The sequence below is a fragment of the Pseudomonas sp. zfem003 genome (assembly GCF_032621675.1).
Lineage (GTDB): Bacteria > Pseudomonadota > Gammaproteobacteria > Pseudomonadales > Pseudomonadaceae > Metapseudomonas > Metapseudomonas otitidis.
Map to the genome: position 1 here is coordinate 225,251 of NZ_JAVYJG010000012.1, position 25,737 is coordinate 250,987.

A 25,737-nucleotide genomic window follows, 5' to 3' on the forward strand; every position below is an offset into this window, starting at 1 on the left:
TCAGAGCAGGACGACATCGTACTGCTCCTGGGAATACATGGCCTCGACCTGGAACTTGATGGTGCGTCCGATGAAGGCCTCCAGGTCGGCGACGTTGCCGGACTCCTCGTCCAGCAGGCGGTCCACCACCTTCTGATTGGCCAGCACCCGGTAGCCCTCGGCCTGGTAGGCGCGGGCCTCGCGGAGGATTTCGCGGAAGATCTCGTAGCAGATGGTTTCCGGCGTCTTCAGCATGCCGCGCCCCTGGCAGCTCGGGCAGGGCTCGCAGAGGTTCTGCATGAGGCTTTCGCGGGTGCGCTTGCGGGTCATCTGCACCAGGCCGAGCTCGGTGATGCCGATGATGTTGGTCTTGGCGTGGTCGCGCTCCAGCTGCTTCTCCAGGGTCCGCAGGACCTGGCGCTGGTGCTCCTCGTCTTCCATGTCGATGAAGTCGATGATGATGATCCCGCCGAGGTTGCGCAGGCGCAGCTGACGGGCAATGGCGGTGGCGGCCTCGAGGTTGGTCTTGAAGATGGTCTCTTCCAGGGTCCGGTGGCCGACGAAGGCGCCGGTGTTCACGTCGATGGTGGTCATCGCCTCGGTGGGGTCGATGATCAGGTAGCCGCCAGACTTCAGCAGCACCTTGCGCTCCAGGGCCTTCTGGATCTCGTCCTCGACGCCGTACAGGTCGAAGATCGGCCGTTCGCCGGGGTAGTGCTCCAGGCGGTCGGCGATCTCGGGCATCAGTTCGTCGACGAACTGGGTGACCTTCTGGAAGGTCTCGCGGGAGTCGATGCGGATCTTCTCGATACGCGGATTCACCAGGTCACGCAGGGTGCGCAGGGCCAGGCTCAGGTCCTCGTAGATCACCGAGGGGGTGGAGGCGGTCTGCATCTGCCCGGAGATCTGCTCCCACAGGCGACGCAGGTAGCGGATGTCCACCAGGATGTCTTCGCGACGGGCACCATCGGCGGCCGTGCGCAGGATGAAGCCGCCGACCTCCTCGATGCCCTCGGCGGCGACGCAATCGGCCACCACCTGCTTGAGGCGCTCGCGCTCGGCTTCGTCCTCGATCTTCAGGGAGATGCCCACGTGGGCCGTGCGCGGCATGTACACCAGGTAGCGCGAGGGGATCGACAGCTGGGTGGTCAGGCGCGCGCCCTTGGTGCCGATGGGGTCCTTGGTGACCTGCACCACCAGGCTCTGCCCTTCATGCACCAGCGCGGTGATGTTCTCCACCGCGCTGCCTTCACGGGTGGAGATTTCCGAGGCGTGGATGAAGGCGGCGCGGTCCAGGCCGATGTCGACGAACGCCGCCTGCATGCCCGGCAGCACGCGCACCACCTTGCCCTTGTAGATGTTGCCGACGATGCCGCGACGCTGGGTCCGCTCGACGTGCACTTCCTGCAGCACGCCGTTTTCCACCACCGCCACGCGCGATTCCATCGGCGTGATATTGATCAGGATTTCTTCGCTCATGCTGAAAACCTACCTGAGGCGCTGCCAACAAGGAATGCCGAACTGCCCGAGTAGTTCCGCCGTTTCCAGCAACGGTAGCCCGACCACGGCGGAATAGCTGCCCTGCAGATCGGCGACGAAGACCGCGCCCAGGCCCTGGATGGCATAGCCGCCGGCCTTGTCGGTGGGCTCGCCGCTGGCCCAGTAGGCCTCGCGCTCGGCCGGGGAAATGTCACGGAAGCGCACCCGGCTGGTCACCAGGCGGGAGACGCAGCGGGAGCCATCGGCCAGGGCCACGGCGGTGAGCACCTGGTGTTCGCGCCCGGAGAGCGCGGCCAGCATGGCCAGGGCGTCGTCACGGTCCAGGGGCTTGCCGAGGATGCGACCGTCCAGCACCACGGCGGTGTCGGCACCCAGTACGCAGTGGCCGTCGCTCGCAGCGCCCAGCGCTGCCAGGCCGGCGGCGGCCTTTTCCCGTGCCAGGCGCTCGACGTAGGCCGGCGCGGACTCGCCAGGCAGCGGGGTTTCATCGATGGGGGCGCCCAGGGGCTGGAAGGGTACGCCGATCTGCGCCAGCAGTTCGCGGCGGCGGGGCGATCCGGAGGCCAGGTGGAGCGTGGCCATGCAGACTTCTCCATGTCGAGAAGACCCCGCGGCATGGCCGCAAGGCGATCAGTGGACGTTGAGGCGCCGACTCAGGCCGCGCATGGCGGCGAAGACCCAGGGCCAGAGCAGCCCGCTCACCAGGGCGGGCAGGAGGAACAAGAGGGTCGGCGGGCGGTTGCCGGTGAGGGCGTTGAGCCAGAGCTGCACCAGTTGCGCCAGGCCGAAGACCACCATCAGCACCAGGCTCTGTTGCCACATGGGGAACATGCGCAGGCGCTGGTGCAGATTGAGCACGAGGAAGGTGACCAGGGCCAGCACCAGGGCGTTCTGCCCCAGCAGCGAGCCGTAGAGCACGTCCTGGGCGATGCCGACGATCCAGGCGGTGGTCATGCCCACGCGCTGGGGCAGCGCCAGGGTCCAGTAGGTCAGCAGCAGGGCGGGCCACAGCGGGCGACCGACCTCCATGAAGCTGGGCATCGGCGCGACGCTGAGCAGCAGGGAGACCAGCAGGCTGAAGCCGATCACCCAGCCATTGCGGGGGCGCGCAGTGGCCATCAGTGGTTGCCTCGGGAAGCGGGAGCCGCCTGGGCCGGCGCAGCGGGCGCAGCGGGCGCAGCGGGCGCAGCGGGCGCGGCTGCAGGCGCCGGGGATGCAGCAGGCGTCGCAGCCGGTGCCGGCTGTGCAGCGCCCTGGGGCTGGGCGGCCTTGCTGGCGGCCTCGCGGTCGGCGGCTTCCTGGGCCTCGGCAGCGGCGTTGGCACGCTCCTCGGGGCTCCGGGTGTCAGTGAATACCAGCAGCACGTAGCGGCTGCGGTTGAGGGCGGCGGTGGGCACTGCGCGGACGATGGCGAAGGGCTGGCCGGAGTCGTGGATGACTTCCTTCACGGTGGCCACCGGGTAGCCCGCCGGGAAGCGCTGGCCCATGCCGGAACTCACCAGCAGGTCGCCTTCCTTGATGTCGGCGGTATCGGCCACATGGCGCAGTTCCAGGCGCTCCGGGTTGCCGGTGCCGCTGGCGATGGCGCGCAGGCCGTTGCGGTTCACCTGCACCGGGATGCTGTGGGTGGTGTCGGTGAGCAGCAGCACGCGGGAGGTGTAGGGCATGACCTCCACCACCTGCCCCATCAGGCCACGGGCGTCGAGCACCGGCTGGCCGAGGAACACGCCATCCTTCTCGCCCTTGTCGATGAGGATGCGGTGGGTAAAGGGGTTGGGGTCGACGCCGATCAGCTCGCCCACCAGCACCTTCTCGTCCACCAGGGCGGACGAGTTGAGCAGCTCGCGCAGGCGCACGTTCTGCTCGGTGAGAGCCGCCAGCTTCTGCAGCCGGCGCTGCATCAGTAGGGCCTCGGCCTTGAGCTTCTCGTTCTCGGCGATGAGCACGCTGCGGCTGGTGAACTGGTCGCTGATGCCGTCCCACACGCGCACGGGCAGGTCCGCCAGCCAGTAGAAGGGCGTCAGGACCGATCCCAGCTGGCTGCGAACGGGCTTGAGGGTCTCGAAGCGGGCGTCCACCACCATCAGGGCAGCGGACAGCACGGCGAACGCCAGCAGGCGCACGCCGAGCGAGGGTCCCTTGGCGAATAGCGGTTTGATAGGCCGCTCCTAAGGCGAATGGGCTCTCCGACCTTACTCGGTGGAGAGCAGGTCCATCGCGTGGCGATCCATCATTTCCAGGGCACGGCCGCCGCCACGGGCCACGCAGGTCAGCGGGTCCTCGGCGACGATCACCGGCAGGCCGGTTTCCTGGGAGAGCAGCTTGTCCAGGTCACGCAGCAGGGCGCCACCGCCGGTGAGCACCAGGCCACGCTCGGCGATATCGGACGCCAGTTCCGGCGGGGATTGCTCCAGCGCGCTCTTCACCGCCTGGACGATGGTCGCCAGGGATTCCTGCAGCGCTTCGAGCACTTCGTTGGAGTTCAGGGTGAAGCTGCGCGGTACGCCTTCGGCCAGGTTGCGGCCACGGACGTCGATCTCGCGGACCTCGCCACCGGGGAAAGCGGTGCCGATTTCCTGCTTGATGCGCTCGGCGGTGGATTCGCCGATCAGGCTGCCGTAGTTGCGGCGCACGTAGGTGACGATGGACTCGTCGAAACGGTCGCCGCCCACGCGTACGGATTCGGCATAGACCACGCCGTTCAGGGAGATCAGGGCGATCTCGGTGGTGCCGCCGCCGATGTCGACGACCATGGAACCACGGGCCTCCTCGACCGGCAGGCCGGCACCGATGGCCGCAGCCATGGGTTCTTCGATGAGGAACACCTCGCGGGCACCGGCGCCCAGCGCGGATTCGCGGATGGCACGGCGCTCGACCTGGGTCGACTTGCACGGCACGCAGATCAGCACACGGGGGCTGGGCTGCAGGAAGCTGTTCTCGTGAACCTTGTTGATGAAGTACTGCAGCATCTTCTCGCAGACGCTGAAGTCAGCGATCACGCCGTCTTTCATCGGGCGGATGGCGGAAATATTGCCGGGAGTACGACCGAGCATGCGCTTGGCTTCGGTACCGACGGCCACGACGCTCTTCTGGTTGCCGTGGTTGCGGATCGCGACCACGGACGGCTCGTTCAGGACGATGCCGCGTTCGCGCACATAAATAAGGGTATTGGCAGTGCCCAGGTCGATCGACAGATCACTGGAAAACATGCCACGCAGTTTCTTGAACATGGGAGAGGGACCCTAGGCAACGCGTGGGTAAAAAAGTGCGGCAAACTCTAACAACGGCAGGGATTTTGGGCAAGGCAGGCGTTGTGCTAAATTGCCGGTTTTTCTGGGCCTCCGGGCCCATCATCGCGGCCTTTGACCGCCCGTTCGCGGTACCGTTCCCGACCCTCCTCCCACCCGGTCGGATGCCCCCGGCGGCCACCGCATTTTCAGTTGGAGAACCCGATGGCGCTTGAACGCTCCGACGTGGAAAAGATCGCCCACCTGGCCCGTCTGGGCCTGAACGAAGGCGATATCCCGCGTACCACCGAGACCCTGAACAACATCCTCGGCCTGATCGATGCGATGCAGGCCGTGGACACCGACGGCGTCGAGCCGCTGGCCCACCCCCTCGAAGCCACACAGCGCCTGCGCGCTGACGAGGTGACCGAGGAGAACCACCGCGACGCCTACCAGTACATCGCACCGGCCGTCGAGAACGGCCTCTACCTCGTCCCCAAAGTCATCGACTAAGGAAAGGGTTACCCCATGCATCAATTGACCCTGGCCGAGATCGCCCGCGCACTGGCCGCCAAGGAATTCTCCTCCGAGGAGCTGAGCAGCGCCCTGCTGGCGCGCATCCAGGCCCTCGACCCGCAGCTCAACAGCTTCATTACCGTCACCGCCGACCAAGCCCTGGAACAGGCGCGTGCCGCCGACGCCCGCCGCGCCGCCGGCGAGAACGGCGCCCTGCTCGGCGCGCCGATCGCCCACAAGGACCTGTTCTGCACCCTCGACGTGCTCACCAGCTGCGGCTCGAAGATGCTCGACAACTTCAAGGCGCCCTATGACGCCACCGTGGTCGCGAAGCTCAAGGCCGCCGGCGCCGTCACCCTCGGCAAGCTGAACATGGACGAGTTCGCCATGGGCTCCGCCAACGAATCCAGCCACTACGGCCCGGTGAAGAACCCCTGGGCGCTGGACCGCGTGCCCGGCGGCTCCTCCGGTGGTTCCGCCGCCGCCGTCGCCGCGCGCCTGGTGCCCGCCGCCACCGGCACCGACACCGGCGGCTCGATCCGCCAGCCCGCCGCCTTCACCAACCTCACCGGCATCAAGCCCACCTACGGCCGCGTCTCGCGCTGGGGCATGGTGGCCTACGCCTCCAGCCTCGACCAGGGCGGCCCGCTGGCCCGCACCGCCGAGGACTGCGCCCTGATGCTCGGCGCCATCGCCGGCTTCGACCCAAAGGACAGCACCTGCGTCGACGCCCCGGTGGACGACTACCTCGCCGCCCTCGCCCAGCCCCTGGCCGGCCTGCGCATCGGCCTGCCGAAGGAGTACTTCGGTGCCGGCCTCGACGCGCGCATCGGCGCGGCGGTGATGGCCGCTGTGGAAGAGCTGAAGAAGCTCGGCGCCACCGTCAAGGACATCTCGCTGCCCAACATGCAGCACGCCATCCCGGCCTACTACGTCATCGCCCCGGCCGAGGCCAGCTCCAACCTGTCGCGCTTCGACGGCGTGCGCTTCGGCCACCGCTGCGAAGACCCCAAGGACCTGATGGACCTGTACAAGCGCTCCCGCGCCGAAGGCTTCGGCAGCGAAGTGAAGCGCCGCATCATGGTCGGCACCTACGCCCTGTCCGCCGGTTACTACGACGCCTACTACCTCAAGGCCCAGAAGATCCGCCGCCTGATCAAGAACGACTTCGTCGCGGCCTTCGCCGATGTCGACGTCATCCTCGGCCCCACCACGCCCAACCCGGCCTGGAAACTGGGCGCGAAGAACAACGACCCCGTCGCCGAGTACCTGGAAGACATCTACACCATCACCGCCAACCTCGCCGGCCTGCCGGGGCTGTCCATGCCCGCCGGCTTCGTCGACGGCCTGCCGGTGGGCGTGCAGCTGCTTGCGCCCTACTTCCAGGAGGGCCGCCTGCTCAACGTGGCCCACCAGTACCAGCAGGTCACCGACTGGCACAAACAGGCCCCGGCCGGATTCTGAGGACGACACACATGCAATGGGAAACCGTGATCGGGCTGGAAATCCACGCACAGCTCAGCACCCAATCGAAGATCTTCTCCGCCAGCGCCACCACCTTCGGCGCCGAGCCCAACACCCAGGCCAGCCTGGTTGACCTGGGCATGCCCGGCACCCTGCCGGTACTCAACGCGGAAGCCGTGCGCATGGCGCTCAAGTTCGGCCTGGCCATCGACGCCGAGATCGGCGCGCGCAACGTCTTTGCCCGCAAGAACTACTTCTACCCGGACCTGCCCAAGGGCTACCAGACCAGCCAGATGGACCTGCCCATCGTCGGCAAGGGCCACCTGGACATCACCCTGGAAGACGGCACCGTCCGCCGCATCGGCATCACCCGCGCACACCTGGAAGAGGACGCCGGCAAGAGCCTGCACGAAGACTTCCACGGCATGAGCGGCATCGACCTGAACCGTGCCGGCACCCCGCTGCTGGAGATCGTCTCCGAGCCGGAGATGCGCAGCGCCAAGGAAGCCGTCGCCTACGCCAAGGCCATCCACGCCCTGGTGCGCTACCTCGGCATCTGCGACGGCAACATGGCCGAAGGCTCCCTGCGCTGCGACTGCAACGTCTCGGTGCGCCCCAAGGGCCAGACCGAGTTCGGCACCCGCCGCGAGATCAAGAACGTCAACTCGTTCAAATTCATCGAGCGCGCTATCAACGCCGAGATCGCCTGGCAGATCGACGAGCTGGAATCCGGCCGCAAGATCGTCCAGGAAACCGTGCTCTACGACGTGGCAGCCAACGAAACCCGCTCCATGCGCAGCAAGGAAGAAGCCAACGACTACCGCTACTTCCCCTGCCCCGACCTGCTGCCGGTGGTGATCGAGCAGAGCTTCCTCGACGAAGTGCGCGCCCAGCTGCCGGAGCTGCCGGTGCAGAAGCGCGAGCGTTTCGAGAGCCAGTTCGGCCTCTCCGCCTACGACGCCAGCGTGCTCTCCGCCAGCCGCGAGATGGCCGACTACTTCGAGGCCGTGCAGCGCACCTGCGGCGACGCCAAGCTAGCCGCCAACTGGGTGATGGGCGAGCTCTCCAGCCTGCTCAACAAGGACGGCCTGGAGATCGAGCAATCGCCGGTTTCCGCCGAGCACCTGGGCGGCATGATCCTGCGCATCAAGGACAACACCATCTCCGGCAAGATCGCCAAGATGGTCTTCGAAGCCATGGCCGCCGGTGAAGGCAGCGCCGACGCGATCATCGAGAAGAAGGGCCTCAAGCAGGTCACCGATTCCGGTGCCATCGAAGCCATGCTCGACGAAGTCCTCGCCGCCAACGCCGAGCAGGTCGAGCAGTACCGCGCCAGCGACGAAGCCAAGCGCGGCAAGATGTTCGGCTTCTTCGTCGGCCAGGCCATGAAAGCCTCCAAGGGCAAGGCCAACCCGGGGCAAGTGAACGAACTGCTGAAGAAGAAACTCGAAGGGTGAGCCGGACTGGCCAACCCATGGGTTGGCCCGGCGAACGACCGGCCATGGAGGGCCGGAACGGGATTCCCGGTTGACCCGGTGCAGCGTCAGGAAGCCCGACGCTGCGCACAAGCACCGGTCAACCGCTTCCTGGAGACGTCCTGATGTGGCGATCCCTCAGCTCACTTCCGCTGTTGGCCGGCCTGGCCCTGCTGGCCGGCTGCAGCACCCCCGGCTTCTTTTCCGGTGAAACCGGCGGCACCTACCGCGAGGACGGCGAAGCCTCGTACTACGGCGCACGCCACCACGGCAAGCGCACCGCCAGCGGCGAGCGCTTCGACCAGAACGCCCTCACCGCCGCCCACCGCACCCTGCCCTTCGGCACCCGGGTGAAAGTCACCAACCTGAACAACGACCGCAGCGTCGTGGTGCGCATCAATGACCGCGGCCCCCACACGCGCGGCCGCCTCATCGACCTCTCGCGCCGCGCCGCCGAAGCGCTGGACATGCTGCGCAGCGGCGTGGCCCCGGTGCGGCTGGAATCCCTCGACTGACTGGAGAATCACCATGAGCGACGCACGCAAACCCGGCGTCCAGGTCCGCCGCGAAGTGATGGGCGACGCCTTCGTCGACCGCGCCCTGGGCAATGCCACCGAATTCACCCAGCCCCTGCAGGACTTCGTCAACGAACACGCCTGGGGCGGCGTATGGAACCGCGAAGGGCTCGACCGCAAGACCCGCAGCCTCATCACCCTCGCCGCCCTCACCGCCCTGAAGTGCCCCCAGGAGCTGAAAGGCCACGTGCGCGGGGCGTTGAACAATGGCTGCAGCGTGGAGGAAATCCGCGAGGCGCTGCTGCACTGCGCGGTGTATGCCGGCGTACCGGCCGCCATCGACGCCTTCCGCGCCGCCCAGGAAGTGGTCGACGCCTGGCAGGCGGAGCCGCAGGGCTGACGCCCGCCGGCGCCGAAACGGAGGGTGAAAAAAACGTAGGGGAGATGGCGCTTTTTCCATCCACCAGCGGAGCTGTCAGCGGCTTCGATGGTGGGCTGAAGCGGAACGCCGCCCGGCCCCCCTACGGCTCTCGCACATTCATTTGTGAATGCGGCTGGGAGAGCGACCGACAAGCCCCAGCGGCCGGCACGCCTTCACCCGTAGGATGTAGTGAGCCCGCGAACCGCATCAAACCCCGCTCACCAGGCCAACGTCGTGCGCACCGCTCGGCGCTCATACGACGCGTAGGGCGGTTCGCGCACCATCGATCCACCGCCCCAGGCGCCCCAGCATGCGCCGAGGCTCAGCCCAAAGAACCGATCAGGGGTAGCTGAAGCTCTTCACCAGTGTGAGTTCGCCCGGCTGGCGCATGGGCACGATGAAGTTTTCCTGCTTCTCGCTCGGTGTGCCTTCCTCGGTGATGACCGTCACCTGGGCGGTGATCAGCGGCTGGGCGGGGCCTTCGGTGCCGTCGTCGCTGCCGTAGTAACCGCCGCCGTAGTAGTTCACGTACACCAGGTACTGCCCCTTGAGCGGGGTCGGGCTGGCGATCATTTCCGGGCCGTAGCCGGTGGTCACGTCAACATCCAGCGCCGTGCCGTTGGGCGCGCTGCGGTCGCCGTACCAGATGTGGGCGCCGTCCGGCGTCACCAGGTGCAGGTCCAGGTCGGTGTTGTCGGCATCCCAGGAGAGCACCACGCGCATGCGCGCCGGTACGCCGCCCTTGGCCCGGCTGTAGAACTGCACGCGGTGGGATTGCTTGCCGTCCGGGCTGCGCACTTCGACGCTGTTGCTGCCGGAGGGGAACACGAAGGGCCGCTGGAAGCTGCCGTCCTCGTCCACCTTCAGCGGCATGCTCACGCCGTTGACCACCAGGGTGCCGGGGCCGCTGGCCGCCTTCGGCATGCCGGTGATCGCGCCCTTGATCAGCGCGGTATCGGCCTGGTCCGACGCGGTGTTCACCGAGGAGGCCGGGTAGTTGACCTCCTGCATGAAGTGCTCGCCCGAGCCGGCGCCTTCGCGCCAGCCACCGCGCGGCGTATCGAGTCGCACCTCGGCGCTGGCGAGCAGCGGCGTCAGGGCCAGGAACAGGGAAGCAAGGGAGGCGCAGCGCATGGGGATCATTCCAGTAGCAGTTGGCGGGCGAGCCGCTCGACGTAGGCTTCGTCCTGGCCGTTGGGGTGGGCTTCGAAGGCCAGGTGCAGGTATTCGTGGGTCAGGTCGAGGCGGTCCTGCAGGGAAAACAGGCCGCGCACGAAGATGCGCCGCCGCTCACGGTCGACATGGGGTCGGCCGGAGGCCAGGCGGCACACCGAGAACTGCGGGATTTCAGCGTAGCCCGGCTCGGCATCCAGCACCGGGCGCCACTCGCGGCGCTGGCGGCGCAGCCAGTCCTCGGCGTTGGGCAGGGCCTGGCAGGCTGCCACGGGCTTGTCCCAGCGGCTGAGGCTGGCGCGGGGGAAGGCACGGGCGAGGATGCTGTCGTAGCGCACGCCCTCCTTGGCCTCCGTCACGGCCTGCTGCCAGGACAGGCGATCCGGGCCGGCGCGCTCGCTGTGGTAGGTCACCGTGCTGCCAGCCAGCACCAGGTCGGCGGTCCAGGCGGCGATGGTGCGACTGGCAGCGGAAGCCGGGCGGGGGGCGACCCGCTGGCTGGAACTGCTGTCGTCGATGACCAGGCACTCGCCACGGCGCACGGCGTTCTGCACCAGGTAGGTCCGCACTGCCACGGCCAGGGCCTTGGCGGCCTCGGCGGGTTCGGGTGCCGCCTCGCGGTCGAGCACGCGTGCCACGTAGTCCTCGCGCTCCAGGTGAGCGGTCAGCGCCAGGCCGTCGTCACGGCGTTCGAGGAAGAGCTCGCCCTGGCTTTCGATGTCCAGGCGGTTGCCGTTCTCGAACAGCACCTGGTAGCGCCCGCGCAGGGCACCGGGCGCCACAGGCGTGGACTGGCCGGCAAGGCTCACCTCGCGTAGCGGATAGCGGCTGAACAGGCGCACCTCCACGCAGCTGCCCGGCTCGCGGGGCCAGCTCACCGGCAACGTGCGTTCGAGCACCTCGGCGTACTGCCCGAGAACGCGCTGGCTGGTGCCGGGGCCGCCGGCCCAGACCGGCGTGCCGTCGTTCAGCCAGCCGGCGAAGCCGCCCTGGCGGGCCTGGGGATCGGCGTCGGCGAGCCAGCTCCAGGTCTTCACCCGCAGGCGCGCGCCCAGGGTGGCGAGCACGCCGGCATCACGGGCCTGGAGCGGCACGTCGAGCAGCACGCGGCGGGCCTCGTCCTGGGCCGGCAGGGTCTGCAGCTGGGCCAGCAGGTCGGCCACCGGGACCCGCGCCTCGGGCTTCAGCGCATCGAGGCGTTGCAGCCAGGCCGGGGCACTGCGTGCCTGCCAGTAGCGGGACCAGTCATCCGGGGTCACCCCGAGGCGTGCCGGGTCGAAGTACAGGCCGCAGGACTTCACCAGCGCCTGGTCACGGTCGATGCGTTCGCCGGGGTTGCAGCAATACACCTCGTCACGGTCGTGGCCGAGGCACTGGTAGCCGGGGTCCGGCTGTTGCCGGTCCACCAGGTAGGCGTAGACGAAGAGTTTCCACAGGCTGCCCAGGGGCGCCTGGCGCTCGGCGGGCAAGGGACCGTGCGCCAGCACGCGGCTGCGGTCCAGTTCGAGCAGTTCGTTACCGGCCGGGGTACGCCAAGCCAGGGCGAGGGGCGCCTCGGCGGCCCCCACCGGGAGGGCCGCCAGCGCCAGCAGCGCAGCGGCCACGCGCAGGCCCCTGGTCAATCTCAATCGACCTTGATCTGTCCCAGCGCCGGTTCGCTCTCCAGCGCCTGCTCCTGCGGCGCGTAGAGGCGGACGTAGCGCGCCGGCGGCAGCTGGAACTCGCCTTTCTGCGAGAAGCGCACCAGGTGACGCAGCACCAGGGCACCTTCCAGACGATCCACCGGGACGGCGTAGACCATCTGCCCCGGCTCGTTGCGGGCCTTCTCCAGTGCGGAGGCTTCCTCGCCTTCCAGACCGGAGACCTGGATGCCCCAGGTGGTGCGCTCGACATCGGCACCGGGCGGCAGCGGCACTTCCAGCAGGCCGTAGCGCAGGGCGCGGCCGGCCTGGGCGTTCAGCACCACTTCGTCCAGGTAGAGGGCGTCGCTGGAGATGTCACCGGGCTTGGCCTCTTCGGCCTTGAAGGTGAAGGGCTCGCTGCCCGGCACCAGGCGCAGCAGGCGGCGGCTGATCTCCACCGGCAGTGCGGCACCCGCGCCGGCAGCCTGGGCGCTCTGGTAATCCAGGCGCACGTCCACCGGGTGGGCCAGGTCGGTCGGCAGGTCGAGGGTGGCGGGCACGCCCTGGCCATGCCACTGCCAGTAGCGTTCGCCGCTGTCGCCTTCGCGGGCCTGCCAGTCGCCTTGCGGGGCGATGGCCAGGTCCGGGCCGGCCTTGTCCAGGCTGCGCTGCAGCCAGGTCAGGGCCAGGGCGCGCTCGACGGTGGACTGCCCCGGCGCCAGGCGCTTGAGCAGGGCGGCCGCACGCACCGGGTCGGCTCCATTGAGGTACAGGCCGAGGGCTTCGGCGAAGGGCTGCTGGCTGGCGGACAGGCGCTCGCGGGCAGCACCCAGCTGGGCGTCCAGTGCAGCCGGCACGCGGACTTGCAGCTGACGGGCGAGACCGGCAGTGAGCACGCGGGCAGCCGCCAGGCCGAGGGACGACTCCGGTGCGGCCATCACCAGGCTGGCGCGGCCGTCGTCCACCTCGGGCACGTCCTCGCCGTCACCGGCGGCGGCCAGGTCGGCCATCAGGCCTTCCATCAGGGTGTTCACCGGCAGGCCCATGTCGCGGGCGAAGGCCAGCACCAGGGCACGCTGCAGCAGCGGGGTGTTGGGGGCCTGGGCGGCGTAGGTGTCCAGCACGCGCTGCCAGTGGTCCGGCGGCAGCTGAACCTCCAGGGCACGGCTGGTGTACCAGTCGGCGTAGTAGGCGTAGGCGGTGAGGAAGGCGTCGGCATCGGCCTCGTCGCCCCACCAGGTGAACACCGCTTCCGGGCCGGCCATCTGCACCAGGCGCAGGCGGCCGGTCTGCATGACCAGGCGCAGGCGGTCGCTCACGCGGCGCTCGCCCTGGGCCAGGGTCGGGTAGGCCACGGCCAGCGGCAGCAGGCGGCTGGCGGTCTGCTCGACGCCGCCATAGGGGTAGGCGAGCAGGTCGTCGAGGGCGCCACGGAACAGGGCCTGGCCGTTTTCGTCCTGGCGCAGGCGGATGGCACTGGCATCGGCCGGCAGGCCCAGCTCGGTCTTGCCGGCATAGGCCACCAGGCTCTTGCTCTGGGCACTCGGCCAACCGTCGGCGGCCAGGTGCAGGGCCACGTCGAGGGCATCGACGGCCTGGCCGTCACGCACCAGTTCGGCGTGGAAGTCCCCTTCGGCCACGGCAGGAACCGTCAGCGGCAGGTAGTTGATGCCCTTGGCCAGCTCCACCGTGGTGCGCTGTTCCTGGCCGGCGTAACGGGTCACCAGCTCGGCCTTGGAACCGGCTTCACCCTGGTTGAAGGCGAACAGGCCGAGGGTCGGGCGGTCGCCCTTGCGGAAGCTGGTGGGGCCGCTCCACTTGAGGTACAGCGGCTTCTCGGAGCGCACGAACTGGCGCTTCTGGCCCACCTGGCCATCGGCGTTCATGGCCCGCGCGGTAATGCGCCAGCGGGTCAGGGAGTCCGGCACGCGGAAGCTGAAGCGCACCTTGCCGTTGGCGTCAGTGACCAGGTCCGGCTGCCAGGCGGCGGTGTCCACGTCCTCGCGGCGCGGACGCTCCAGCACCTTCACGCCACGGTCGCTGCGGTTGGCGCGGCCGGGCGCGGTGGTGCTTCCGGGCAGGGCCAGGTCGTAGGCGATGAACGAGAGGCTGGCGCTGGTGCGCACGTTGTTGCGGCGCGGGTGGTAGAAGAACTGGTCGATGCCCGGGGCGATCTCCGGCTGCAGCGCGTAGATCATCTCGTCCACCACGCTGACGGTGAGGCGCGAGGCGGTGGGCTTGCCTTCGTAGCGGGTGGTCAGCTCGACGGTGACGGTGTCACCCGGGCGGGCCACTTCCTTGTCGGCCACCACCTCGATGTCGATCTGCGGCGTGGCCACCTTGATGCCGGCGTTCTGGAAGCTGTAGTCGCCGCCACGGGTGTACAGCGCGGAGAAGGTGATGTTGGGCGAGAAGGTCTTGCCCACCGGAATGCGCGCGCGGTACTGGGTGTCGGAAAGGCGCTCCAGCTTCAGCCAGTCGCCGCCCTTGGACAGCAGCGCGGTGGCTTCCACCTTGTCGCGCTCCAGGGTCAGCAGGGCATCGCTCACCGGCTCGGGGAAGGTGATCAGCGCCAGGGCTTCCTCGCCGGCCTTGTACTCGGCCTTGTCGAGGACGATCTCGATGGTGCCGGCCACGGACTTCACGCCGTCGCCGCTGACCGAGTGGCCGGTGGCGCCGAGGATCAGGCCCTTGTCGTCCTTCAGGGTGATGCTGTAGGTGCCGGGACGCTCGAACTTCAGGTCGAAGCCGTCGCTGCCGCCTGCCAGGGTGCCACCCTGGGTGCTCTGGTCTTCCAGGCGGACCCAGTCGTAGCGGGCCGGCTTGAGGTCGCTCGGGCGCTCGCTGCGGAAGCTGAAGTGCACCGACTCGCCGGCGCTGCTGAAGCGCTGCGGCGCGGTGAGGGCGTAGCGGGCGGCGCCGCGCTCGATGAGGATCTCCTTACTGGTGCGCACGCGGTAGGCGGCGCCGTCGCTGGCGAACACGGTGAGCAGGTAGCGGCTGGGCTTCTCGGCGGCCGGCAGGTTGAGTTCGGCACGGCCCTGGGCGTCGGTGGTGAGCTCGGTGCTCTCCAGCTCCACCGGGAACTGCCCGAGGTACTGCAGTTCGTTGTCGATCATCGACAGCTGCTGGGCGCGCAGGCTCAGTTGCAGGCGGGCGTTGGCCACCGGCTTGCCATCCGGGTAGAGCAGCACCAGGGCACCCTTCACCGGCTCGCCGGTGCGGAAGTCCGGCTTGGCCAGGTCCAGCGACACTTCGAAGTGCGGCTTGATGTACTCGGCCACGCGGAAGGCGCTGCTGTAGATCTGGTCGCGGTAGCGGAAGCGCAGTTCATAGCCACCGGCCACGGCGTTGCGCGGCAGCTGGAAGCGGCCCTGGGTGCCGGACTGGCCGTCCAGTGCCAGGTCCAGGGTCTGCAGCTCGGTGCCGTTGGCGTCGAGCACGCTGAGCTTCAGCGGCGCGGCGGTGGGGGCGACCGAGTCGCGGGCGTTCTTGAATTCGCGGCCGACGATCTTCACCTCGACCCAGTCGCCCGGGCGGTACAGCGGGCGGTCGGTGAAGGCGTAGAGCTTGGTGTCGTAGATCTCGCTGTCGTAATAGAAGTTCTCGGAGACGAACACGCCGCCTTCGGCGTCCTCGCCCAGCACGTAGGAGCGCTCGGGGCTGCCGTGGCCGAGGCGCAGCAGGCCCTGGGCATCGGTGGTGCCGCTGGTCATCACGCCCAGGCCGTCGCTCCACAGCACCTTGGCATCGGCCACGGGCGTGCCTTCATGCTTGCGGGCGGTCCACACCAGCAGCTCGTTGCCGGCGATCTTGCTCACGGCCACGGTGTTGGAGACGAACACCACGGTGGTGGCGCGGTACTTGCCGACGATGGCTTCGGTCAGGTACAGGCCGGGCTTGAGCTTGCCGAGGGGGATGTAGACGTTGCCCGGCTGGGTGCTGGTGAACTGGCTGGAAGAGCCGGCCAGCTCGACGCCCTTCGGCGGTTCGATGGGCTTGGCCTGCCACAGCGGGTAGCGGAACTGCGCCACCATCGGCATGCCCTTGAGCGGCGCGTACTGCACCTGCGGGGTGAACTCGGTGGGCTGGCGGATGGCCTCGCCCATGCTCAGTTCGGGGGCTTCTTCGGTGACCTGCTTGCGCGACTCGTAGGAGAAGGCCCGCTGCATCACCCGACGCGACTTGCGGTACCAGTTGTCCCAGAGGTAGGCCAGGGTGTTGGACAGGCCCTCGCCCTTGAAGTCGCCCTCGGTGCTCACGCGGTGCAGGTTCTTCTGCCGCTTGAGGAAGTCGAGGGGGTTCTCGATGCGGTACACGCGGATGTCGACGCCGCCGTACTCCTCCATCCGGTAACGACGGTAGTCACGGCCGGGAGCCTCCAGGCGTACCTGGGCCACTTCATCGGTGGCGAAGCTGCTGTCGGAGAGCAGGAAGAAGGACTCGCCCGCCAGGGGCGTGTAGCCGCTGGCCGGCACCTCGTCCTCGGCCTGGGTGAGCGCCGGCAGGGCCAGGGGCAGTACCAGCGCCATCAGCGCGGCAGCGGACAGGCGCGCCGCACGGCGCAGGGGGCTGGCGTTCATCGGGCGAGGAAGTTCAGTCGATAGATGCCGATAAAGTTGGGGTTGGATTCGTCGGGGATCCATCGGGTGTCCTTCCATTTCATGAGTTGTTGCAGGCTGACGGAGCGCATGCCGTTATCGGTCGGGGTGCTGGTGCCGGTGTGGTAGGCGATTTCCCGCCCCATCCAGATCATCAGGTGCTGGTCATCACCCTGGTCGAAGAAGATCAGGTCGCCGGGACGGGCCTGGTTGAGGTCGCGGCCGGCGAACCGGCTGTTGTGCTGAATGAGTTTGATGGCGTTGACGTAGGGGCCGACCTTGCCACCGCCCTGCTGCCAGTTCTGTGCGAGCTGGCGCTGGGCGTCGCTCAGTTCCAGCTCCGGCGGCAGGTAGCGGTTGGACAGGCCATTGGCGCGCAGCCACTTGGCGTCGTGGACCTTGAGCGCCTCGTTGGCGGCGAAGCGCACCAGGCCGGCGCAATCCTGCTGGTGCCAGCGCGGGCTCGGGCCCTGACGCAGCTGCTCCTGGGCGATGCGCACGAACCAGGCGCGGAACACCTGGGACTGCTCGGGGTCGAGCCCCACCGTTTCGTCGGCGCGCAGCACCAGGCTCCACGCCATCAGCAGCGCGGCCAGCCCGAACGGCAGGCGACGGATCACAGGGAGCGCCATTCCAGGGGCAGCCATTCCCACGGGTCGCTGGCCTGGGTGTCGGCCGGCAGTGCCAGGGCGTACTTGCCGTGGCCACCGAGGGCCCGCAGCTTGGGCAGCAGGTGGGCTTCGGCGGCGTTGCGGAACACCGGCTCGTCGTTGCTCGGCAGGCTGTCAAGGGTTTCCCGCTCCAGCAGCTTGGCCAGGCCTTCGGGGGCTAGGTAGGCCGGCACAAGAGCGTCCTTGGGCAGGGTCTCGCCCAGGGGCGGGAAGCGCTTGTCGAGGGTATCCAGGCCCTTGGTCACCAGCTTGTCGTCGAGGGAGAACAGCAGGGTGTCGCCATGGCGCGCCAGGCTCACGTGGAAGTAGCCACGGGAGGCCAGGGCATCGGGGTTGGCGCTCTGGGATGCGGGGTACTGGCCGAAGTTGGAACCGACGTCGCGGGCCCAGATGCGGGCGGCGCCACGGGTCTGGCTCTCCAGCGGGAAGCGGCCGCCTTCGGCATAGGGTTCGAAGGCACCGATCACCGAGCCGAACAGGCCTTCGATGGCCGGGTCCATCTGGCCGGAGGCCGCCTCGTCGAGGTGGGCCACCAGCAGCGGCGAATGCAGGCGGGAGTCGGCGTACCAGCACAGGCCGGCGGTGGTGCCGAGGCGCTTGCCGAGCTGTTCGGTGACCTCCTTGCCGGCACCGACGCGGTCCAGCAGGCGGGCATTCACGCCCGGCGCCACGGGCAGCGCGACACAGGCGCTGGCGCCCATGGGCATGGCCTGCCATACGGGCTTGAAGTCGAACTTGGCCTGGTCGTCCACCTCATTGAGGGCGACGTAACTGCGCCAGCCCTTGTCGTCCATCTCGAAGCGCAGGCCGGCGAAGCTGGGCAGGAAGCGCTGGTAGCCGAAGGCGAGGAATTCGCTACCCAGGGCGATGCGCTGCTGCTCCTGGCCACGGGCCTTGAGGCCGAAACGCTCGGGGAAGGGATCGTCGCCGGCCATCAGGCCTTCGACCGTCTCGGTCTCGGCGCGGGCCAGCTTGCCGGATTCATCCAGCAGCATGCCGGGGCTAGAGAGCACCAGCAGCTTGTCGCCATGACTGGCCAGCAGCACCGAGCGCTCGCCCAGGTAGCGCAGGCTGTAGAGCGGCACGCTGTCGCCGTCCACCCGCAGCTCGCCCACCTGGCTCAGCTGGGTGTCGTCCAGGGCGGCGTGGGCCAGGGGCTCCAGCACGCGGGCCAGGCCGCCGCGCTGCAGGGTCACCAGCACGTGCTTGAGCTTGCCGTCGGCACCCCGCCAGGCCGCGACTTCGGCGGGCTGGTCGAGCAGTTCGTCGATCAGCGAGTCCTGCAGCTTGAGGTCGTGCTCGTAGATGATGCGACGCAGGCTGCCGGCCAGGCCGAGGCGGTCGGCGTTGTCCTGGTAGTAGAAGACGAAGTCCTCGGTGAGGGTGTCGCGCAGCAGCGGCACCGCGAGGATGTCCTTGGGCAGGCGGCTGAGGGAGGCGCTTTCGATCAGGGCGTCAGGGCGCTTGAGGTCCAGCCCCAGGGCGCTCTGTTCGGCCAGGTCGCGCGGCTCCTGCTTGTCGCAGCCCCCCAGCAGGCCGGCGGCCGCCAGCGGCAGCAGCAGGCCGAGGGCCAGAGCGCGCGGGTGACGCGCCAGGGCAGTGCGGGCGCTTTCAGGAGTGGTGTTCTGGTTCATGGTGAAAAACCCCGGTTCATCCACGCGGCGGGACATCAGAAGTTGAAGGATTTGACGAGCACCAGCTCACCGATGGCCCGCAAGGGCACGACGAAGGACTCACGCTTCTCGTTCACGGTGTTCTCGTTGAACACCAGGCTGATCTGCGACGTGATGACCTCGTTCTGGTTGCTGCCGGCTTCGAAGTTGTAGCCATTGGCGCCGTAGTTGCCCCAGTAGTTCACGTACACCAGGTAGGTGCCGTGCAGGGGCGCGGCCATGGTGAACATTTCCGGGCCGGGGCCGTCGACGCTGTCGGTGTCCAGGCCGCCGCCGTTGCTCATCACCGGGTCGGCCCAGAAGGCGTGCTGGCCGTCGGGGCTGACGATGTGCAGGTCGAGTTCGGCCTTGGGATCGTCCCAGCCGAGCACCACGCGCAGGCGCGCCGGGGTGCGGCCGGTGTTGGCTTCGTAGAACTGCACACGCTTGAGCGACTTGCCGTCGCCAGACACCACTTCGACGCTGTTGGAGCCGGCACCGAACGCGTACGGGCGGACGAAACGTCCAGCGTCATCGGTGTAGAGCGGCAGTGGGTTGCCGTTGACCACCAGGCGGTGCGGCGGGCGGACGTGGCCGATGTTGGCCAGGCGTCCTTCGATGAGGGTGCGGTTGCGCTGTGCGCCCCGGTCGATGGGCGGCGTCGGGTAGGCAACCGCCGGGTTTTCGCTGCGATCGAGCAGGCCGGCGTAGCGCCAGCCAGCACTGGGGCCCTCCAGCGTCGCGGACGGCTCGGCCGCCCAGACAAGGGAGGCCAGGAGCAGCAGGCTGAGCAGCGAAACGGCGCGCATGTTTAATCCGTTAATGGCGCAAAGGCCGCGATGCTAGCCCTCCCCACGCCAAGACGCAACGCGCGGGACCGAGGAGTCGGAAGCGCCTCACATTTTGATACAGCTTGCCCAAAGCCCCGCAGGCCGGGGCACCGGGCCTAGATCAGGCCGAGCAGCTGCAGGCTCAGCAGGCCGATGTTGGTGGTCACCACGGCGGCCAGGGTGGTGATGACGATGATGGAGGCAGCCAGCGCATGGTTGCCGTTCACCGCCCGCGCCATGACGAAGCTGGCGGCAGCCGTGGGGCTGCCGAAGTAGAGGAAGAGGATCGCCAGCTCGGCCTGGCGGAACCCCAGGGCCCAGGCACCGGCGGTGGCCAGCAGCGGCAGCCAGACCATCTTCATCAGGCTGGAGCTGATGGCCAGGCGGCCGCTCGCGCGCAGGGACGCCAGCGACAGGGTGCCACCGATGCAGATCAGCGCCAGCGGCAGGGTCATCTGGGCGAAGTACTCGCCGGAGGTGATCAGCCAGGCCGGCAGCGGCAGTTGCAGGTAGGCCACGGGGATGGCGGCGAGCACGCCGATGATCAGCGGATTCTTCAACACGCCCTTGATCAGGCTCCAGGGATCGGCGCGCATGCCCGGTGCATAGACCGTCAGCACGATGGACGACAGGGTGTTGTAGCAGAGGATCACCACACCCCCGAGCAACCCGCCCACCGACAGGCCGTAGTCGCCGTACATGCTGGTGGCCAGGGCGAGGCCGATGATGCCGTTGTTTCCACGGAATGCGCCCTGGGTGTAGATGCCCCGGTCCGCCTCCGGGCAGCGCCAGAGGGCCCATAGCCAGGCCAGGCCGAAGCAGCCCAGGGTGGCGACGACGAAGTAGGCGATGAGCGCGGGCTGCAGGGCGGTGCTCAGGTCCGCCTTGATGATGCCGAGGAACAGCAGGGTCGGCATGGTGCCGCGGAAGACCAGGCTGGAGGCGGTGTCGATGAAGGGAGCGTCGATCCAGCCCAGGCGGCGCAGTAACACGCCAAGGAACAGCATGGAGAACACCGGGGCGGTGATGCCGAGGATCTGCTGGACGACGGAGAACATGACGGGCCTGGGCGGGATTGGTTAGGCGGCTAAGAATACCAAGGCCCGGCCACCAGTGGCTTTCAGGACGCTTTCAGGGGAAGAAAAACCGGAGGGCTCTGAACGATCCTTGGCTCCACGATCACGATTGAATTCGCGCCAGTGGGGCGGCGGCGCTGCGCGCCGCCTGGCGACTGAAGTCGCCCCTGCAGGTGCCGTGTCGTAGGCGTAGCCCGGACTTCAGTCCGGGGCTGGTCGCCCACTCCGCTCCCGGGCTGAAGCCCGGGCTACGGAGCGCGTTGCGTCCGTCTCAGCGACGGACCGGGCGCTTCTGCAGCTTGCGCTGCAGGGTACGGCGGTGCATGCCCAGGGCGCGGGCGGTGGCGGAGATGTTGCCATCGTGCTCGGCCAGCACGCGCTGGATGTGTTCCCACTGCAGGCGGTCCACCGACATGGGGTTCTCTGGCACCAGGCTTTCCACGTCGGCCTGCTGGGACAGCAGCGCGGTCAGCACGTCGTCGGCGTCGGCCGGCTTGCACAGGTAGTTGGTGGCGCCGCGTTTGATGGCCTCCACGGCGGTGGCGATGCTGGAGTAGCCGGTGAGGATGACCACCCGCATGTCCGGGTCCAGCTCCAGCAGCTTGGGCAGCAGCACCAGGCCGGAGTCGCCTTCCATCTTCAGGTCCAGCACGGCGTAGTCCGGCAGGTCGTCCTTGGCCAGGGCCAGGCCCTCGTCGGCCGAGCCGGCCACCGACACGCGCAGGCCCCGGCGGCTCATGGCGCGGGCCATGACGCGGGTAAAGGTGGCGTCGTCGTCCACCAGCAGCAGGTGGGGCTGTTCTTCGCCGTCGATCAGGGGTTCTTCGCTCATGTCGAGTCCTCTCGTGGTGGGCTCAGGCGACACCGTGGCTGCGGGGTAGGCGCAGCTCGGTGAGGGTACCGCCCTCTTCGTGGTTGTACAGCTTCACCGTGCCACCGGCGCGCGTCACGCTGGCCTGGCTGAGGAACAGGCCGAGGCCGAATCCCTTGCCCTTGGTGGTGAAGAAGGGCCGGCCGAGTTGCTCGGCGATGGCCAGGGGAACGCCGGCGCCCTGGTCGCGGATGCTCAGCACCATCCATTGATGGTCCCAGTCCAGACGAATGTCGAGTTTCTCCGGACAGGCGTCGGCAGCGTTGTTCAGCAGGTTCAGCAGGGCCTGGGTCAGGTCGGCCGGTGGGCGCAGGCGCGGCGCCAGGCCAACGCCCAGGCACTGGTAGCGGTAGGTGGCTTCCGGGCGCATCAGGTGCCAGCGGTTGAGGGTCGCCTCCAGCCATTCCACGGCGGTCTGGTCCACCACGGCCTGGCGGCGGTCCGCCTCGGCAGCGCGCACCAGTTGCTGCAGGGTTTCCTTGCACAGCTTCACCTGCTCCTGCAGCAGCGCCAGGTCATCCTGCAGGGCCGGCTTGTCGCCGTACTCCTGGCGCAGCTCCTTGAGCAGCACGCTCATGGTCGCCAGCGGGGTGCCCAGCTCGTGAGCGGCGCCGGCGGCCTGGGTGGCCACGGCCAGCAACTGCTGGTCACGCATGCTCTCCTCGCGGCGCACGGCGCGCAGCTGGTCCTGGCGGCGCAGCTCCTCGGTCATGCGGGCGGCGAAGAAGGTGATCAGCGCCGCCGCCAGGGCAAAGCTCAGCCACATGCCGTAGATCAGCATCGCTTCGCGCTGCTCCACCGGCATCTCCAGCGGGTGGAACCACACCAGCAGCAGGGTGTACGCCGCCAGCGCCAGCCCCGCCAGCACCAGGGTGTAGACCCAGGGCAAGGTGGCGGCGGCGATGGTCAGCGGCACCAGGTAATAGGAAACGAAGGGGTTGGTGGAGCCGCCCGAGTAATAGAGCAGCACGCTGTGGATGACCAGGTCGCAGGCCAGCTGCACCGAATACTCCAGCTCGGTGACCGGCCACGGGCCGCGCAGGCGCAGGGTGGTGCTCACACAGAGCACCAGCGACACCGCCAGGGTCACCGACAGCTCCAGCCAGGGCAGTTCCAGCAATTGCGCGCGGTAGGCAAGGCCCACCGAACCGGCCTGGGCGGCCAGTACGAGCACACGGATGAGGGTCAGACGCAGGAGGTTCTGCCGGCTGGCGGACAGGTGGTGTAAGGGTTCGAGCATGGGCACTCCAAGAATTCGGCGGAGTATAACCAAGGCGCCTGGCACACCGCTGATATGCGTCAACTCGCCGCATCGTTGCGCAGCGGTGGACCATGGACAGCGCGACTGCACAGCCTGCGTGCCAGAGCGGTGGAAAGGCGAGGCCGTGATCGAACGAAAAAAATTCCTGCGGTCTTAACCCGGACCGCACGGAACGCCCGTCTACCCTGTTGACTGCCGCAAACCGCGCGCACACCCACTGCCTCTCACAAGGAGCCGACATGCAAGCCATCACCCGCCTCTCCGCCGCCCTCGCCCTGGCCACCGCCGCCTTCGCCAGCCTACCGGCCATGGCCGACGAGGCACGCTACAACCAGGTGGCCCTGCGTGCCGAGGTCAGCCAGGACGTGGCCCACGACCTGATGCACGTCACCCTGTTCAGCGAATCCGAGAACAGCGCCCCGGCCAAGCTGGCCGCCGAGATCACCCGCACCCTCAACGCTGCCGTCGAAAAGGCCCGCGCCACCAAGGGCATCACCGTCAGCCTCGGCAGCCGCAACAGCTACCCGGTCTACGACGACAAGGGCCAGAAGATCACCCGCTGGCGCGAGCGCGCCGAAGTGCGCCTGGAAAGCGCCGACTTCGCCGCGCTGTCCCAGCTCAGCGCCGACCTGATGGGCAGCCTGAAGATGGCCGGCATGGACTTCAGCATCGCCGACGCCACCCGCAAGAAGAACGAAGATGCCCTGCTGAAGGATGCCGTCGACGCCTTCAAGGCCCGCGCCCAACTGGCGACCCAGGCCCTGGGCGGCTCCGGCTACAAGCTGGTGAGCCTCAACCTCAACAGCGACGGCTTCCAGCCGCGCCCGATGATGGCCATGCGCGCCGCCAAGGCCAGCATGATGATGGCCGAAGACGCCCCGGCACCGGAGATCGAAGCCGGCACCAGCCGCGTCAACGTCACCGCCGATGGCGTCATCGAGGTGCAGATGCCCTGACACGGGGCCCGGGCCACCCGCACGAACGGGTGGCCCCAGGCTGCGAACGGTCGCGAACTTGCAGAATTGCGACACCGCCTTACAGCATCGCCACAGCTTCTACACTCATGTCCCACCATGGCTTGCCTCGGGCATGTGCCATGCATAGTTTCGGGCGAGGCGCCTTACGAGGGCGCCCCTCACGATGAAGAACACAACAAGACATGAGGTCAAAATGCGTAAAAACGCCGTCATCCAAGCGCTTCTCGCTGCCGGGCTGATCGCCGGCGCACCGCTGGCCAGCGCCGCCGGTAACCTGGTGTTCTGCTCCGAAGGCAGCCCCGCCGGCTTCGACCCCGGCCAGTACACCACCGGCACCGACTTCGACGCCGCCGCCGAGACCGTCTTCAACCGCCTGACCCAGTTCGAGCGGGGCGGCACCGCCGTCATCCCCGGCCTGGCGGAGAAGTGGGACGTCTCCCCCGACGCCCTCACCTACACCTTCCACCTGCGCCCGGGCGTGAAGTTCCACACCACCGAGTACTTCAAGCCCACCCGCACCCTCAACGCCGACGACGTGCTGTTCACCTTCCAGCGCATGCTCGACAAGGACCACCCGTTCCGTAAGGCCTACCCCACCGAATTCCCCTACTTCACCGACATGGGCATGGACGCCAACATCGCCAAGGTCGAGAAGCTGGACGACATGACCGTCAAGTTCACCCTCAACCAGGTGGACGCGGCCTTCATCCAGAACCTCGCCATGAGCTTCGCCTCCATCCAGTCTGCCGAGTATGCCGACCAGTTGCTCAAGCAGGGCAAGGCCGCCGACCTCAACCAGAAGCCCATCGGCACCGGCCCGTTCGTGTTCAAGCGCTACCAGAAGGACGCGCAGATCCGCTTCGCCGGCAACAAGGACTACTGGAAGCCCGAGGACGTGAAGATCGACAACCTGATCTTCGCCATCAACACCGACGCCTCCGTGCGCATGCAGAAGCTCAAGGCCGGCGAGTGCCAGATCACCCTCTTCCCCCGCCCCGCCGACCTCGAGGCCCTGAAGAAGGACACCAACCTCAACATGCCGTCCCAGCCGGGCTTCAACCTCGGCTACATCGCCTACAACGTCACCCACAAGCCCTTCGACAAACTCGAAGTGCGCCAGGCGCTGGACATGGCGGTGAACAAGAAGGCCATCATCGACGCCGTCTACCAGGGCGCCGGCCAGCTCGCCGTCAACGGCATGCCGCCGACCCAGTGGTCCTACGACGAGACCATCAAGGACGCCGGCTACAACCCCGACAAGGCCAAGGAACTGCTCAAGGCCGCCGGCATCGCCGAAGGCACCGAGATCACCCTCTGGGCCATGCCCGTGCAGCGCCCCTACAACCCCAACGCCAAGCTGATGGCCGAAATGCTGCAGGCCGACTGGGCCAAGGTCGGCATCAAGGCGCGCATCGTCACCTACGAATGGGGCGAGTACATCAAGCGCGCCAAGGGCGGCGAGCACGACGCCATGCTGATCGGCTGGAGCGGCGACAACGGCGACCCGGACAACTGGCTCGGCACCCTCTATGGCTGCGACGCCATCGACGGCAACAACTTCTCCAAGTGGTGCAACACCGACTACGACAAGCTGGTCAAGCAGGCCAAGGCCAACCCCGACCAGGCCCAGCGCACCGAGCTGTACAAGCAGGCCCAGCACATCCTCAAGGACCAGGTGCCGATCACCCCGATCGCCCACTCCACGGTCTACCAGCCGATGCGCAAGAACGTGCAGGACTTCAAGATCAGCCCGTTCGCCCTCAACTCGTTCTACGGCGTGAGCGTCGGCAAGTAACCCTGCAGGCGGGGCACCACGCCCCGCCCTCCCGACACCAGGCGCCCGCCCAGGGCGCCCTCCCCCATCCGCCACCGCAGGCACGCATTCGCGGCAGGCCATCACGCCAAG

Annotated in this window: 21 protein-coding genes; 7 read left to right on the forward strand and 14 right to left on the reverse strand. The window is 68.1% G+C overall.

The window, feature by feature from the left end:
* The 5 genes from rng to mreB form a co-directional block, all read right to left on the reverse strand.
* Positions 1-1,458, reverse strand: a complete 1,458-nt coding sequence (rng, locus tag RTK35_RS27060; protein ID WP_044409769.1) for a ribonuclease G — start codon at positions 1,456-1,458, stop codon at positions 1-3.
* A 9-nt stretch (positions 1,459-1,467) separates the two neighbouring features.
* Complete coding sequence (locus tag RTK35_RS27065) at positions 1,468-2,061, reverse strand: Maf family protein (RefSeq protein ID WP_142011901.1); 594 nt, start codon at positions 2,059-2,061, stop codon at positions 1,468-1,470.
* Between the two features lie 48 nt (positions 2,062-2,109).
* A complete protein-coding gene (gene mreD, locus RTK35_RS27070) occupies positions 2,110-2,598 on the reverse strand; it encodes a rod shape-determining protein MreD (RefSeq protein WP_044409775.1) in 489 nt (162 codons plus the stop codon).
* Positions 2,598-3,593: a rod shape-determining protein MreC gene (gene mreC / locus RTK35_RS27075; RefSeq protein WP_410478714.1), complete on the reverse strand. Its 996-nt coding sequence runs from the start codon at positions 3,591-3,593 to the stop codon at positions 2,598-2,600. The genes mreD and mreC overlap by 1 nt, the downstream gene beginning before the upstream one ends.
* Before the next feature lie 78 nt (positions 3,594-3,671).
* A complete protein-coding gene (gene mreB / locus RTK35_RS27080; RefSeq protein WP_021217765.1) occupies positions 3,672-4,709 on the reverse strand; it encodes a rod shape-determining protein MreB in 1,038 nt (345 codons plus the stop codon).
* Positions 4,710-4,931: 222 nt separating this feature from the next.
* Here mreB and gatC point away from each other — a divergent pair, with 222 nt between their 5' ends.
* The 5 genes from gatC to RTK35_RS27105 all read left to right on the forward strand — a co-directional run bounded on the left by gatC (position 4,932) and on the right by RTK35_RS27105 (position 9,076).
* Positions 4,932-5,219 carry an Asp-tRNA(Asn)/Glu-tRNA(Gln) amidotransferase subunit GatC gene (gatC, locus tag RTK35_RS27085; RefSeq protein ID WP_316909415.1) on the forward strand — a complete coding sequence of 96 codons (288 nt, stop codon included), beginning with the start codon at positions 4,932-4,934 and terminating at the stop codon, positions 5,217-5,219.
* Positions 5,220-5,234: 15 nt separating this feature from the next.
* Complete coding sequence (gene gatA / locus RTK35_RS27090; protein WP_316909416.1) at positions 5,235-6,686, forward strand: Asp-tRNA(Asn)/Glu-tRNA(Gln) amidotransferase subunit GatA; 1,452 nt, start codon at positions 5,235-5,237, stop codon at positions 6,684-6,686.
* Between the two features lie 11 nt (positions 6,687-6,697).
* Positions 6,698-8,143, forward strand: coding sequence for an Asp-tRNA(Asn)/Glu-tRNA(Gln) amidotransferase subunit GatB (gene gatB, locus RTK35_RS27095; RefSeq protein WP_172432775.1), 1,446 nt, complete (start codon positions 6,698-6,700; stop codon positions 8,141-8,143).
* A 143-nt stretch (positions 8,144-8,286) separates the two neighbouring features.
* On the forward strand, positions 8,287-8,676 hold the full coding sequence (locus RTK35_RS27100; protein ID WP_044409792.1) for a septal ring lytic transglycosylase RlpA family protein: 390 nt from the start codon (positions 8,287-8,289) through the stop codon (positions 8,674-8,676).
* A gap of 13 nt (positions 8,677-8,689) precedes the next feature.
* Positions 8,690-9,076: a carboxymuconolactone decarboxylase family protein gene (locus RTK35_RS27105; RefSeq protein ID WP_316909417.1), complete on the forward strand. Its 387-nt coding sequence runs from the start codon at positions 8,690-8,692 to the stop codon at positions 9,074-9,076.
* Positions 9,077-9,436: 360 nt separating this feature from the next.
* Here RTK35_RS27105 and RTK35_RS27110 read toward each other — a convergent pair whose 3' ends face one another.
* The 9 genes from RTK35_RS27110 to RTK35_RS27150 all read right to left on the reverse strand — a co-directional run bounded on the left by RTK35_RS27110 (position 9,437) and on the right by RTK35_RS27150 (position 22,833).
* Positions 9,437-10,231, reverse strand: a complete 795-nt coding sequence (locus RTK35_RS27110) for a YfaP family protein (RefSeq protein ID WP_044409798.1) — start codon at positions 10,229-10,231, stop codon at positions 9,437-9,439.
* Positions 10,232-10,236: 5 nt separating this feature from the next.
* Positions 10,237-11,892 carry a DUF2300 domain-containing protein gene (locus RTK35_RS27115; protein ID WP_316909418.1) on the reverse strand — a complete coding sequence of 552 codons (1,656 nt, stop codon included), beginning with the start codon at positions 11,890-11,892 and terminating at the stop codon, positions 10,237-10,239.
* 2 nt (positions 11,893-11,894) lie between these two features.
* Positions 11,895-16,475, reverse strand: a complete 4,581-nt coding sequence (locus RTK35_RS27120; protein ID WP_316909419.1) for an alpha-2-macroglobulin — start codon at positions 16,473-16,475, stop codon at positions 11,895-11,897.
* The gene (locus tag RTK35_RS27125; RefSeq protein ID WP_107329472.1) at positions 16,472-17,110 is read right to left on the reverse strand and encodes a DUF1175 domain-containing protein; all 639 of its coding nucleotides are present in this window, start codon (positions 17,108-17,110) and stop codon (positions 16,472-16,474) included. Before RTK35_RS27125 ends, RTK35_RS27120 begins: the two co-directional genes overlap by 4 nt.
* Positions 17,110-18,798: a DUF2138 domain-containing protein gene (locus tag RTK35_RS27130; protein ID WP_316909420.1), complete on the reverse strand. Its 1,689-nt coding sequence runs from the start codon at positions 18,796-18,798 to the stop codon at positions 17,110-17,112. Before RTK35_RS27130 ends, RTK35_RS27125 begins: the two co-directional genes overlap by 1 nt.
* Before the next feature lie 35 nt (positions 18,799-18,833).
* Positions 18,834-19,625, reverse strand: a complete 792-nt coding sequence (locus RTK35_RS27135; protein WP_316909421.1) for a YfaP family protein — start codon at positions 19,623-19,625, stop codon at positions 18,834-18,836.
* Between the two features lie 137 nt (positions 19,626-19,762).
* Positions 19,763-20,704 (reverse strand): AEC family transporter, encoded by a 942-nt coding sequence (locus RTK35_RS27140; RefSeq protein WP_160480108.1) that lies wholly within the window; start codon positions 20,702-20,704, stop codon positions 19,763-19,765.
* Between the two features lie 289 nt (positions 20,705-20,993).
* Complete coding sequence (locus tag RTK35_RS27145; RefSeq protein ID WP_044409812.1) at positions 20,994-21,554, reverse strand: response regulator transcription factor; 561 nt, start codon at positions 21,552-21,554, stop codon at positions 20,994-20,996.
* 22 nt (positions 21,555-21,576) lie between these two features.
* A complete protein-coding gene (locus RTK35_RS27150; protein WP_044409815.1) occupies positions 21,577-22,833 on the reverse strand; it encodes an ATP-binding protein in 1,257 nt (418 codons plus the stop codon).
* Positions 22,834-23,093: 260 nt separating this feature from the next.
* Between RTK35_RS27150 and RTK35_RS27155 the strand changes: the two genes are divergently transcribed.
* Both RTK35_RS27155 and RTK35_RS27160 read left to right on the forward strand, forming a co-directional pair.
* Positions 23,094-23,810, forward strand: a complete 717-nt coding sequence (locus RTK35_RS27155) for an SIMPL domain-containing protein (protein WP_316909422.1) — start codon at positions 23,094-23,096, stop codon at positions 23,808-23,810.
* Between the two features lie 214 nt (positions 23,811-24,024).
* Positions 24,025-25,626, forward strand: a complete 1,602-nt coding sequence (locus tag RTK35_RS27160) for an ABC transporter substrate-binding protein (RefSeq protein WP_316909423.1) — start codon at positions 24,025-24,027, stop codon at positions 25,624-25,626.
* Positions 25,627-25,737: the final 111 nt, after the last annotated feature.